14 protein-coding genes are annotated in these 12,405 nt (G+C 61.1%); 5 read left to right on the forward strand and 9 right to left on the reverse strand.

Annotation, left to right across the window (positions count from 1 at the left end; translation table 11 throughout):
* Positions 1 to 2: 2 nt before the first annotated feature.
* The 5 genes from ACYVIA_RS00545 to flgL all read left to right on the forward strand — a co-directional run bounded on the left by ACYVIA_RS00545 (position 3) and on the right by flgL (position 6,092).
* A complete protein-coding gene (locus tag ACYVIA_RS00545; protein ID WP_460836875.1) occupies positions 3 to 674 on the forward strand; it encodes a flagellar basal body L-ring protein FlgH in 672 nt (223 codons plus the stop codon).
* A 70-nt stretch (positions 675 to 744) separates the two neighbouring features.
* On the forward strand, positions 745 to 1,836 hold the full coding sequence (locus ACYVIA_RS00550; protein ID WP_460837618.1) for a flagellar basal body P-ring protein FlgI: 1,092 nt from the start codon (positions 745 to 747) through the stop codon (positions 1,834 to 1,836).
* Positions 1,836 to 2,774 carry a flagellar assembly peptidoglycan hydrolase FlgJ gene (gene flgJ, locus ACYVIA_RS00555; RefSeq protein WP_460836876.1) on the forward strand — a complete coding sequence of 313 codons (939 nt, stop codon included), beginning with the start codon at positions 1,836 to 1,838 and terminating at the stop codon, positions 2,772 to 2,774. Before ACYVIA_RS00550 ends, flgJ begins: the two co-directional genes overlap by 1 nt.
* A 118-nt stretch (positions 2,775 to 2,892) precedes the next feature.
* The gene (gene flgK / locus ACYVIA_RS00560; protein ID WP_460836877.1) at positions 2,893 to 4,845 is read left to right on the forward strand and encodes a flagellar hook-associated protein FlgK; all 1,953 of its coding nucleotides are present in this window, start codon (positions 2,893 to 2,895) and stop codon (positions 4,843 to 4,845) included.
* A gap of 26 nt (positions 4,846 to 4,871) precedes the next feature.
* Positions 4,872 to 6,092: a flagellar hook-associated protein FlgL gene (gene flgL / locus ACYVIA_RS00565; protein WP_460836879.1), complete on the forward strand. Its 1,221-nt coding sequence runs from the start codon at positions 4,872 to 4,874 to the stop codon at positions 6,090 to 6,092.
* 42 nt (positions 6,093 to 6,134) lie between these two features.
* Here the strand turns inward: flgL and fliR are convergent, their stop codons facing one another.
* The 9 genes from fliR to fliJ form a co-directional block, all read right to left on the reverse strand.
* Positions 6,135 to 6,920, reverse strand: a complete 786-nt coding sequence (gene fliR / locus ACYVIA_RS00570; RefSeq protein ID WP_460836880.1) for a flagellar biosynthetic protein FliR — start codon at positions 6,918 to 6,920, stop codon at positions 6,135 to 6,137.
* Positions 6,921 to 7,048: 128 nt separating this feature from the next.
* Positions 7,049 to 7,318, reverse strand: a complete 270-nt coding sequence (gene fliQ / locus ACYVIA_RS00575) for a flagellar biosynthesis protein FliQ (RefSeq protein ID WP_460836881.1) — start codon at positions 7,316 to 7,318, stop codon at positions 7,049 to 7,051.
* A 9-nt stretch (positions 7,319 to 7,327) separates the two neighbouring features.
* Entirely contained in the window at positions 7,328 to 8,056 is a 729-nt protein-coding gene (gene fliP / locus ACYVIA_RS00580; RefSeq protein WP_460837620.1) for a flagellar type III secretion system pore protein FliP, read from the reverse strand.
* Positions 8,057 to 8,099: 43 nt separating this feature from the next.
* Positions 8,100 to 8,579, reverse strand: a complete 480-nt coding sequence (fliO, locus tag ACYVIA_RS00585) for a flagellar biosynthetic protein FliO (RefSeq protein ID WP_460836882.1) — start codon at positions 8,577 to 8,579, stop codon at positions 8,100 to 8,102.
* Entirely contained in the window at positions 8,576 to 8,998 is a 423-nt protein-coding gene (gene fliN / locus ACYVIA_RS00590) for a flagellar motor switch protein FliN (RefSeq protein WP_460836884.1), read from the reverse strand. Before fliN ends, fliO begins: the two co-directional genes overlap by 4 nt.
* Positions 8,991 to 9,995, reverse strand: a complete 1,005-nt coding sequence (gene fliM / locus ACYVIA_RS00595; protein ID WP_460836885.1) for a flagellar motor switch protein FliM — start codon at positions 9,993 to 9,995, stop codon at positions 8,991 to 8,993. The genes fliN and fliM overlap by 8 nt, the downstream gene beginning before the upstream one ends.
* Before the next feature lie 7 nt (positions 9,996 to 10,002).
* Positions 10,003 to 10,521, reverse strand: coding sequence for a flagellar basal body-associated protein FliL (gene fliL / locus ACYVIA_RS00600; protein ID WP_460836886.1), 519 nt, complete (start codon positions 10,519 to 10,521; stop codon positions 10,003 to 10,005).
* Positions 10,522 to 10,745: 224 nt separating this feature from the next.
* On the reverse strand, positions 10,746 to 11,951 hold the full coding sequence (locus ACYVIA_RS00605) for a flagellar hook-length control protein FliK (RefSeq protein WP_460836888.1): 1,206 nt from the start codon (positions 11,949 to 11,951) through the stop codon (positions 10,746 to 10,748).
* Between the two features lie 7 nt (positions 11,952 to 11,958).
* Positions 11,959 to 12,399 carry a flagellar export protein FliJ gene (gene fliJ, locus ACYVIA_RS00610; protein ID WP_460836889.1) on the reverse strand — a complete coding sequence of 147 codons (441 nt, stop codon included), beginning with the start codon at positions 12,397 to 12,399 and terminating at the stop codon, positions 11,959 to 11,961.
* Positions 12,400 to 12,405 lie beyond the last annotated feature (6 nt).

Genomic DNA, 12,405 nt, shown 5'->3' on the forward strand with positions numbered 1-12,405 from the left:
TGATGAAGACGAACTATGTGTCGACAGGCGTGGCGGCAATGGTCCTGCTGCTGGCAGGCTGTTCCACCGTGCCGGACACCATCACCCAGCACCCGACCAGCACGCGGCCGCAGGCGGCTGCACCTGCCGCGCCGGCCAATGGCGCCATTTTCCAGGCGTCGAGTTACCGCCCGATGTTCGAGGACCGCCGTGCGCGCATGATCGGCGACACGCTCACGATTGCCATCAGCGAGCGCACCAGCGCCGGCAAGACAGCGGCAAATTCGACCAGCAAGTCCGGCAGCGTGGAATTCGGCGCGCCGACCATCTTCGGCATTCCCGCCTCCACCACGGCGAAGGCGTCGCTGGGCATCGGCGGTGAAAATACCTTTGAAGACAAGGGCTCGGCGAGCTCCAGCAATACCTTCAGCGGCACCATTACCGTGACCGTGGTCGATGTGCTACCCAACGGGAACATGCTGGTCAGCGGCGAGAAGCAGATTTCCTTCGACAAGGGCGTCGAGTACGTGCGTTTCTCCGGCGTCGTCAATCCCAACAATGTCGTCAACGGCAATGTCGTCTCGTCCACGCAGGTGGCCGATGCGCGTGTCGAGTACCGCACCAACAGCCGCATCGACAAGGCAGAGGTCATGTCGCAGCTGACACGCTTCTTCCTGAGCGTCCTGCCGCTGTAACGACTGACTTGTCATGTACGGACCTGCCATGAAACTGACCTTTTTAAAACCGCAGACGCTCCGCAGCGCAATGGCAGCTGTGCTCGGCGCCTGCTGTCTGCTGACAGCCGGCGCAAGCCATGCCGAACGCCTGAAGGACCTTGCCAGCATCCAGGGCGTGCGCCAGAACCAGTTGATGGGCTACGGCCTCGTCGTCGGCCTCGATGGCAGCGGCGACCAGACCACGCAGACACCATTCACCGTGCAAAGCGTGGTCAGCATGCTGCAGGGCATGGGCGTGAACCTGCCGCCCAGCACCAGCCTGCAGCTGAAGAACGTGGCCGCTGTGGTGGTCACCGCATCGCTGCCGGCTTTTGCACAGCCCGGACAACTGCTGGATGTGACCGTCTCGTCCATGGGCAATGCAAAGAGCCTGCGTGGCGGCACGCTGCTGATGACGCCGCTCAAAGGCGCGGACGGCCAGATCTATGGCATTGCGCAGGGCAACGTGCTGGTAGGCGGCGTCGGCGCTTCGGCCAGCGGCAGCAAGGCACAGGTCAACCATCTGAGCGTCGGGCGCATCTCCGGCGGCGCAACCGTGGAACGCGCCGTGCCGACGTCGGTCGGGCAGGGCGAACTGGTGCATCTGGAATTGAACGACACGGATTTTTCCACCGCCAGCCGCGTAGTGTCCGCGATCAACCAGCAGTTCGGGCCGGGGACGGCCGCTGCACAGGATGGACGCGTGATTCGCGTTCGCGCGCCGGCAGGCAGCGACGAACGCGTCGCCTTCATCGGTGCGCTGGAGAGCATCCACGTCACACCCGCGCAGGGGAGTGCGAAAGTGATCCTGAACGCACGTACCGGCTCGGTGGTCATGAACCAGACCGTAACGCTGGAAGACTGCGCTGTCTCCCATGGCAACCTGTCCGTCGTGATCAATACCGAACCTGTCATCAGCCAGCCGGCGCCGTTCTCGGGCGGCCAGACGGTCGTGACCACGACCTCGCAGATCGATATCAAGAAGGAACCGGGCCAGGTACTACTGCTCAAGGGCGGCACTTCGCTGGCTGATGTGGTCAAGGCATTGAATGCGATCGGTGCCACGCCGCAGGACCTGCTCGCGATCCTGCAGGCGATGAAGGCGGCTGGCTCGCTGCGCGCGGAACTGGAGATCATCTGATGGTCAGTCCGCTCGACAGCACGAACAGCTTCGCGCTCGACGTCAAGGGCGTCAATGACCTGCGCCAGGCTGCGAAGCAGAATTCGCCAGAGGCGCTGAAGGAAACTGCAAAGCAGTTCGAGGCGCTGTTCATGAACATGGTGTTGAAGAGCATGCGCGATGCCACGCCGCAGGAAGGCATCTTCGACAGCCAGCAGAGCCGGATGTACACATCGATGCTGGACCAGCAGATGAGCCAGACCATGGCGTCGCGCGGCGTCGGCCTGGCAGACGTGCTGGTCCGTCAGCTGTCGAATGTGGTCAACGCCCAGAACGGCGCATTGCCATCGCTGGAAGAGCAGGGCGGCGAGAACACGGAGCTGCCGCTGCCACCACTATCGCGGCTGCCTGCCGGTGTGGCGGCGCAGGCTGCGACGGCACTCTCCACGATTAACGCACCGTCCGCGCCTGCTGCGTCGAGAAGCAATGCCTCGCAACCCGCACATGTCGCCGCCTTCCAGCAGCGCCTTGCGCCGCATGCGGAAGAGGCAAGCCGGCTTACAGGCATTCCCGCCAAGTTCATGCTTGGGCAGGCCGCGCTGGAGTCGGGCTGGGGGCGCCGCGAGATTGTTGGTGCCGACGGCACCAACAGCCACAACCTGTTCGGCATCAAGGCCACCGGCGGCTGGAAGGGCAAAGTCGTCGAAAGCGCCACCACCGAATACATCAACGGCGTGCCGCAGACGCGCATGGAAAAGTTCCGTGCCTATGACTCCTATGCCGATGCCTTCCGCGATTACGCCAACCTGCTACGCAATAATCCGCGCTACCAGCATGTGTTAGCGAATGCGCAAGATGTAACAGGTTTCGCTCAGGGATTGCAGAAGGCCGGATACGCAACCGACCCGAACTACGCCGCCAAGCTGACACGGATCATTACGCAGTCATTGTCTACCTGACAATTTTGCGCAGGAAGTTGTAACGCCACCTCAAGTTTTACGGCGCGCTGCCGTTCACACCAGTAGGGTGAAATAGCACATAGCACCCTCTAGATATCTACCTATAGAAGAAGACGACATGGGCTCAAGCATCCTCGGTATCGGACAAAGTGCGCTCGCCGCCGCGCAAGCGGGGCTGTCAACGACCGGACACAACATCGCCAATGCTGCAACACCGGGCTATTCCAGGCAGATGATCGTGCAGGGCACGGCCGGTTCGCAGAATCTCGGCTTTGGCTATATCGGCAAGGGCACGGTAATTACCGACGTCAAGCGCGTGTACAACGAACTGCTGGGCGAGCAGGTGCGCTCTGCCGAGACGACCAAGAACCAGCTTTCAACGTATTACTCACAGATCAGCCGCGTCAACAACCAGTTGGCCGACCCTGCCCTGGGGCTCTCGCCGTCGCTGCAGGAATTCTTCAAGGGCGTGCATGACCTGGCTTCCTATCCCAACAAGAATGAATCGCGCCAGACCGCACTGTCGAATGCCGAAGCGCTGGTTGCGCGCTTCCAGAGCCTCGATAACCAGATCAGGGAGGTGGGCGAAAGCGTCAACCGGCAGATCGAGTCCAGCATCAGCTCGATCAACGTGTATGCGCAGCAGATCGCCAAGCTGAACGATGCGATCGAGAAAGCCTCCGCCAATGGCAAGGCATCGAACGACTTGCTGGACCAGCGCGACCTGGTGATGACCGAGCTGAGCAAGGAAATCAAGACGACCGTCGTCAAGCAGGGCAACAGCTACAACGTCTTCATTGGCAACGGCCAGGGTCTGGTCGTCGGCACCAAGACCTACGACCTGGTCGCGACCGAATCGCCGACCGATCCGAACCGCATCGGCGTCAGCTATTCCTCGAACGGCAAGCTCAATCCGCTGCCGGAAGGCAGCCTGCCGGGCGGCAAGCTCGGTGGCCTGTTCGAGTTCCGTTCGCAGACGCTGGATACTGCGCAGAATTCTCTCGGGCGCATTGCCATCGGTCTGGCGACCACCTTCAATGCGCAGCACCGGCTGGGTCAGGACCAGACCGGCGCAATGGGCAAGGATTTTTTCTCGCTTAACTTGACGCACGCTGCCGCGGCCAGTTCCACAAACAATGCTGCCGCCTCCGCGGAGCTGAACTTCACGATCACGAATGCCAACGAGCTGACGACCAGCGACTATCGCCTGCAGCGCACCGATGGCAAGTTCGTGATCACGCGCCTGTCCGATAACCAGCAGGTGTATTCGGGCGACTTCAACGGCGCACGGACGGCGATTCCCGGTGTGCATCTGGACCAGATTTCAACCAACCCACCGGCAGAAGGTGACCAGTTCCTGATCCGGCCGGCTGCACTGGGTGCTGCCGAGATCAAGGTGGCGATCAAGGACGTGGCTGAGGTAGCCGCCTCCGCGCCAATCCGCACCGCAGCGCCGGCCACCAATACGGGCACGGGAAAGATCAGCGCCGGAACGGTCAACGGACCGGCACCGGTGGACCGCAACACGCTGACGCAAGGCATTACCATCAGATTCGATGGTTCAGGCAAGTACCAGCTATTCGATAGCAATGATTTCGATAGCAACGATTTGTCGACTCCGCTTGCCAGCGGCCCTGTGGATGGCTCATACAAATCCGGCGATACCATCTCCTACAACGGCTGGACCGTCCAGATCACCGGAACGCCAGCCGCCGGCGACAGCTTTACCATCGCTGCCAATGATGGCGGGGGTGATAGCCGCAATGCGGTACTGCTGGGAGAGCTGCAATCCAAGAACACCTTGTCCAACGGCACCGCGACTTATCAGGGCGCCTATGGGCATCTGGTCAGCATAGTCGGCAACAAGACAAGGGAAGTGGAAGTGGCCAGCAAGGCGGAGACCCGCTATCTGGAGCAGGCAGTGGCCGCCCAACAGTCGGAGTCCGGCGTCAACCTGGACGAGGAAGCGACCAACCTGCTGCGTTACCAGCAAGCGTACCAGGCAGCCGGCAAGCTCATGCAAACAGCGAACCAGTTGTTTGACATGCTGCTGACCCTGGGTGGAAATTAAAAAGCGGCAGTTTGAGGTAATTCATCATGCGCATCAGCACCAATACTCTGTTTGAAACCGGCTCGAACCGTATCGGCGAATTGCAGTCGAGCCTGGCCCGGGCGCAGGAACAGATGACCGCCGGCCGCCGCATTCTTGTGCCGTCGGATGATCCGGTGGCTGCTGCGCAGGCGCTGGAACTCACGCAGTCGCAATCGATCAACAGCCAATTCGCCACCAACCGTAAGGCGGCGACGAGTGCGCTCAACATGGAAGAGCATGTGCTGCAAAGTGTGACCGGCCTGATCCAGGACGTGCAGGCGCTGGTCGTCGGTGCGGGCAATGGCACGCTCGATGACACGCAGCGCAAGTACCTTGCGACAGAACTGCGCGGCCGCTTCGATGACCTGCTCGGCCAGGCCAACACACGCGACGGTGCGGGCAATTTCCTGTTTGCCGGCTACCGCGTCAGCGACCAGCCCTTTGCACAAATCGCGGGCGGTGCGCGCTATGACGGCGACCAGGGACAGCGGACGCTGCAGGTGGGCCCAATGCGCAAGATCGAGACGAATGATCCGGGCAGCGTGGTGTTTGAAGGCGGGCGGACAGGAAACGGTACATTCACGACGGCAGCCTCTTTTAAAAATGACGGAACCGGCATCATTTCTACAGGCTCCGTGGTCGATAAAAGCTTGCTGAACGATCATCGTTATGCTGTGGACTTTACTGTTGCAGCCGGCGTCACGACGTATTCAGTCTACGACCTCACCCAGGATCCGAATCGGACAGGTGCACCGCTGACGACTGGACCTTATACCAGCGGGGAGTCGATCACTTTTAACGGCATGCAGTTCAGCATTTCCGGCAACCCAGCTGACGGCGACAGCTTCTCGGTCGAGCCGAGCGAGCGCGAAAGCCTCTTCAAGACCGTGAGTTTCCTGATCAATATCCTGGAAACGCCGGCAACTGGCGCTGCAGGACAGGCTAAATTGCGCAACGGCCTCAACACCGTGCAAAACAATCTCGACAAGGCGCTGGACAACGTACTCACGGTACGCGCTGCGGTCGGCTCGCGCCTGAAAGAACTGGAATCGTTGGATGCACAGGGCGAGGGAAGGGATACGCTGTACGCACAATCGCTGTCCGAGCTGCAGGATCTGGACTATGTGAAGGCGATCACCGACCTGTCGAAGCAGAAGATCATGCTGGAAGCCGCACAGCAGGCCTACGTACAGACGTCACGCCTGTCGCTGTTCAATTACATGTAACCCGCACGTTGCGAAGGCCGGTGCGCCTTCGCAACTCCTCCCTTATTGCGGCGCCGCCGTGCCGATTTGCCGCATTATCCCGAGTCCCTCATGGAACAGCCGTTCAAGCGGTGTGGCCAGATAGGGGAGCATCAGCATCAGCAGGATCAACCCCGCGCCCAGTGTGATCGGGAAACCGATACCGAACAGGTTGAGCTGCGGTGCGGCGCGGGTCAGTACGCCGAGCGCGATGTTGGTCAGCAGCAGGGCAGCGAGAATTGGCAGGGAGAGCTGCACGCCGGCACTGAAGATCAATCCGCCCCAGTTCGCCAGCTGACGAAATCCTCCCGTGCCCACCGGCGTTGCCGAGATCGGCATTGTCACAAAGCTGTCGGCCAGTATGGACAGCATCATCAGGTGAATATTCAGTGCCAGAAAGAGCATCAGCGTAAGCAAGGCAAGGAACTGGCTGATTGCCGACGACCGGCCGCGCGTCTGCGGATCGAAGAAGACGGCGAAGCCGAAACCCATCGTCAGGCCCGCCACTTCACCGGCCATCTCCACCGCCGCAAATACGATGCGCATTGCAAATCCCATTGCCAGGCCGATGACAAGCTGCTGGATCAGGATCAGGAAGCCGGGGAGCGACATCGGGTCGATCGCTGGTACTTCCGGCACGGTGGGGGCGATCACCATGGACAGCAGCACGCCCAGCCCCACCTTGACGCGGACCGGGATGCTGAGGTTGCCGAACAGCGGAGCCGTAGCGATCAGGCCGAGGATCCGGGTCAGCGGCCAGACGAAGGCGGCGACCCAGGAGTAGAGTTCGGCGCTGCTGAGGGTGATCATGAGGGTGGTGAATGTCGGACGCGAGAGTGCGGGGCGTGTTAAAGATTCTGTTCTTAATCGCTGTCACCCACGTCACCGCTTGCAAGCGACTCCGATGAGCACGGCGCAAAGCTTGCTTTGCGCCGTGCTCATCCCACCATCCCCGGTATGCTGGTGAACATCTGGCGCATGTAGTCGAGCATGATCGTCAACATCCACGGCCCGGCGAGGATCAGGGTGATGAAGATGCCGACCAGCTTGGGAATGAACGACAGCGTCATTTCGTTGATCTGCGTCGCGGCCTGGAAAATGCTGACGACCAGGCCGACGGCTAGCGCAACGAGCAGCAGCGGCGCGGCCACCATCAGGGTTACTTCCATGGCCTGGCGGCCGATTGTCATCACGCTTTCAGGAGTCATGGCGAATCCTCAATAAAAACTTTGTGCAAGGGAACCAATCAGCAGCTGCCAGCCGTCGACCAGCACGAACAGCATCAGCTTGAACGGCAGCGACACGATGGCCGGCGACATCATCATCATGCCCATCGACATCAGGATGCTGGCGACCACCATGTCGATGATCAGGAACGGGATGAAGATCGCAAAGCTGATCTGGAACGCAGTCTTCAGCTCGCTGGTGATGAAGGCCGGCACCAGCACGCGCAGCGGCACGTCTTCCGGGCCGTTCAGCTGCGGGCTGTTGGAAAGCTTCACATACAGCGCGAGGTCGGCCTGGCGGGTCTGCCGCAGCATGAATTCCTTCAGCGGCACGGCACCGCGCTCGAGCGCCTGCGTCATGTTGATCTTGTTTTCCGACAGCGGCTGGTAGGCGTCGGTGTAAATTTTGTCCAGCACCGGGCTCATCACGAACAACGTGAGGAACAGCGCGAGGCCGATCAATACTTGGTTCGGCGGTGCAGTCTGCGTGCCGAGCGCCTGGCGCAGCAGCGATAGCACGATGATGATGCGCGTGAAGCTGGTCATCATCAGCAGCGCTGCAGGCAGCATTGTCAGCGCTGTCAGGAAGATCAGTGTCTGCAGGCTGAGGGTATAGGTCTGGCCGCCGCCGGGTGCAGGGGTGCTGGTGACGGCCGGCATGCCGACCTGGGCGACTGCCAGCAGTGGCATGCCGAGCAGTGCCAGGGGAAGGAGGCGCATGAACGCCGTCACGATACGGTGCGCAGGGCGCACCCTACCGGTGTTATTGCTGATTGCCATTACGCTTATCGATGGTTTGCTTGAGCCAGGTGGCGAAGTTCTTTCCGCCGGGTGGTATGTGTGTCGTTGTTGTGATTTCCTGGCGCGGCATGGTGGACAGCGCATTCACGCTGCCGGGTGCAACGCCGACCACAATCCACTGGTCGGCCACTTCGACGACGACCACGCGCTCGCGGTTGCCGACGGAGACGCCGCCGACGATGCGGGCGACATTGCCTGCACCGGCCGCGGCCACGCCCATGCGCTTGAGGACCCAGGCGGTGGCTGCCATCAGTGCCAGCACGACAACAAGGCCCAGCAGTACCTGGAGCAGATTGCCCGCGGAGCTCGGTGCCGCAACTGCTGGCACGGCTGCAGGTACAGTCGCAGGCGCACTTGCCGCGGCTTGTGCAATCGCATGCAGCGGCGCGCCCAGCATTACCGCCGCTGGCAGTACAGCGCGCAGAAGGACCGGACGAATCATTTGTTGAGCTTGCGGATGCGTTCGGACGGCGTGATGATGTCCGTGAGGCGGATGCCGAACTTGTCGTTGACCACCACCACCTCGCCTTGCGCGATCAGGCAGCCGTTGACCAGCACGTCCATCGGTTCGCCTGCCAGGCCGTCGAGCTCGACGACGGAACCCTGCGCCAGTTGCAGCAGGTTCTTGATCGCGATCTTGGTGCGGCCGAGTTCCACGGTCAGCTGGACCGGGATGTCGAGGATAAAGTCGATGTCGTTGTGCGTGCCGGTCTTGACGGCGCTGCTGGCAAAGTCCTGGAACATGGCAGCAGCGGCCGGCTTGGCTGTCGCGGCCGCAGCTGCTTCCGCCTGGCTTTGCTCGGCAAGCGCCGCGCCCCAGTCATCGTCAGCGATGTCCTGGCTACCGTTTTCGTCAGCCATGATGATCTTCTCCTTGCATTGATTCGTTGGTGCTGTAGCTCAGCAGCTTTTCGACGCGTAGCGCGTACTGGCCGTTGAGCTTTCCGTAGGTGCATTCCATCACCGGCACGCCGTCGACCTTGGCCGCCACCGTTTCCGGGATCTGGATCGGGATGACGTCGCCCACCTTCATGTTCAGGATTTCGCCCAGTGTCATCTCGGCCGTGCCGAGGTCCGCAATCAGCTGGACTTCCGCCGTCTGGATCTGCTGCGTCATCAGGCGCACCCAGCGCTTGTCCGTCTCCAGCGTTTCGCCCTGCAGGCTGCTGGTGAGGAGATCGCGGATCGGCTCGATCATCGAGTAGGGCGTGCAGAAGTGCATTTCGCCGCTGACCGGTCCGAGTTCGATGGTGAAGGTGGTCGCCACCACCACTTCGTTCGGCGTCGCGATGTTGGCAAACTGCGTGTTCATTTCCGAGCGGATGTATTCGAACTGAACCGGGTACACAGGTTCCCAGGATTTCGCATACGTTTCAAAAACAATGCTCAGCACGCGCTGGATGATGCGCTGCTCCGTCTGCGTGAAGTCGCGGCCCTCGACGCGGGTATGGAAGCGCCCATCGCCGCCGAACAGGTTATCGACCAGCAGGAACACGAGGTTCGGGTCGAACACCATCAGCGCCGTGCCGCGCAGCGGTTTGATGTGAATGAGGTTGAGGTTGGTCGGAACGACAAGGTTGCGGATGAACTCGCTGTACTTGTGCACGCGAACCGGGCCGATCGACACTTCCGCGCTGCGGCGCAGGAAGTTGAACAGACCGATGCGCAGCAAACGGGCAAAGCGCTCGTTGATGATTTCCAGCGTCGGCATCCGGCCACGGACGATGCGTTCCTGCGTGGCGAGGTTGTACGGACGTATCCCCGATTCGTCGATCGGGACCGAACTGTCGTCCTGGTCGCCGGTCACGCCCTTCAAGAGGGCGTCGACTTCTTCCTGGGATAGGAAATTATCGGCCATGGTCGTGTTACTGGATCACGAAAGAGGTGAAGAACACGGCGCTTACTTCCTGCGGCTTGCCTTTGGGGGCAAAAGGCAGCTTCGCCTGCGCAAGGATTTCGTCCTGCAGCTTGCGCTTGCCGTCTTCCGTTGCCAGTTCACTTGCTTTCTTGCTTGTCAGGAGCATCAGTATGCGGCTGCGCAGCAGCGGCATATACAGCTTGATCTGGTCAATCTGTTCCTGTGATCCGACCTGCAGTGTGAATGCGACCTGCAGATAGCGTTCGCCGTCATCGGATTGCAGGTTGACGGTAAACGGTTCCAGCGTGACGAACACCGGTGGCGCCGGTGCCACTTCCTTCGGCTGGTCCGGTTCGGCCTTCTGGTTCATGAAAAACCATGCGCCGCCGGCACCGCCAGCGAGAAGCGCGACGGCACCGATGATAACGAACAGTTTTTTCTTCGACTTTGGTGCTCCAGCTGCACCGGCCGCGTCGTCGATCGGGACGACCTTGGCCTTTGCTGCTGGTTTCGGGGCTGTTGCCATTTTTATTCCTCTTTCCTGCTCTTGAACCTGTCGCTCCTGCGTTCCACTTTATGCTGGCGCTTTTACCGCGGGCAGGTGATTGTTATCGATATGTTTCTGCTTGTTAGTAAGGTAACGGCAGATTGTGTCGAAAAAACAGGTCAGGTCAATGTCTTTCAAGCGATTTCGTTTCTCGGCAGGGGTTCGGGACCAATCCTTCGCCGACCATCCTTGGCATCCGGCCCTTATACGAAGGTATCCACGAGCCCGACGCCGGAGCTGCCCGTCTGCACGCGGCCGCCGTGTACGGATGCCGTTGTGCTGGGCGCATCGATGCCGTCGCGGCGCCCGCCGCCCAGCCCGGAGCGTTGTGCCGCCTGCTGGTCGAACATGTTCTGCTGATTCGGTTCGCCGCTGTTGACGTTCGCTTGACCCAGCTGGATGCCGGCATCGCCGAGCATTTCGCGCAACTTCGGCAGTGCGGCTTCCAGCGCCTGGCGAACTTCCGGCTGCGCTGCGATAAAGGTTGCGTTTGCCTGCGAATTGGAGACGTTCAACACCACCTGCAACGGGCCGAGGTCCGGCGGATTCAGTGTCAGCGATGCGCTCTGCTGTTCGCCGGCGACCATCCATACCACCTTCTGTCCCAGTGCCTGGTCCCAGCCCGGTGTGCCGACGCGCGGCGTCAGGCGGTCGACGGCGTTTGCTGCCTGCATGGCAGCGTTCTGTACCGGAGCCGTTGAAGCAGCCATGGCGGACATGGAATTCTGTACGGCGGCGGAGAAGTCCGTCGGTGCCTGGGTGAGCTTGGCGTCCTTCGCATCGGCGCCGAGGGCGGCAAGCGACGTCGCCAGCTCGGTGTCTGGCACGGTCGTTTCCTGCTGCGCTGCGCTGCGGTCGATGGCGGCTGACAGAGCCACATCCTGTTTGCCTTGCGCGCCGGCTTTCTCCGTCTGTGCCAGGGCATCCAATTGTGCGGCGAGTTGGCCGGCGTTCTTGTCGGACTGGGCGCCCGCCATCAGCAGTGCCGGATCGGTGGCGACCGGGGTTTCTGCAACGAGTGCGTCCGTGCTGGCGGCTTCCTCGACCGGTGCGGTTAGCTGGCTCACGTTGGCGACCAGCGCCAGCATGTCTTCCGATGCCTGCGCTGCATCTGCCGGCACATCCTCTGCGGCAGCGGCTTCTTCCTTGGTCTTGCTCTCTGCGGCCGGTTTCGACTCTGCCTGCTTGGTCGTGTTGTTCTTCACCGGCTGTTTCGAGGCATAGGAAGAGGGCGGCGAGGCTTCCTTCGTCTTGTTCGCTTCGGCGGCATTGGTATTGCGGCGGCCGTCCATCTCGCGCGACAGCACCTGGTTGAACGGCTGCGCAGCGGAGTTTGCGTCTGGCTGCTTGTTCGCAGGCGACGGGGCGGTGAACATATTGGCCGGATTGCTTACCTGGGATGTCTGCATGGTTGGTCTACCGTTTGTAATTTGCTTGCCGCGTGGCGTGTTCGTCCATCAGTTTCTGGTCGCGCTTGTTGTCCTTGCGCTGCTGCACCTGCTGCGCGCGGGTTGCGAGCGTGTCGTAGGACATGCGCTTGCGTTCGCTTGACTGCCACAACAGGCGTTCTTCCTGTATCCGTCGCTTTGCATCGTTCACGATCTGCTGCTGGCCGTCGATCGCTTTGTCCAGTTTGTCCATGAAGAGCTGGAAGTTGCGATATCCGGCGGCGGTAATGCCACCGGCCATGCCAGCCTTGAAGCGTGCGTCGTAATCGTCGCGGTACTGCAGCAGAAGGGCGAGTTTCTGTTCCGTGTCCTGGCAGGCACGTATCGCCTTGCCGAGCCGCTTCGCAGCCTCGTCAGTCTGGTTCGTTGCCAGTTCGATAAGTGTTTCGAGCGCAGAATTTGTTGCCATGATTCA

It is taken from the genome of Noviherbaspirillum agri (assembly GCF_054780595.1).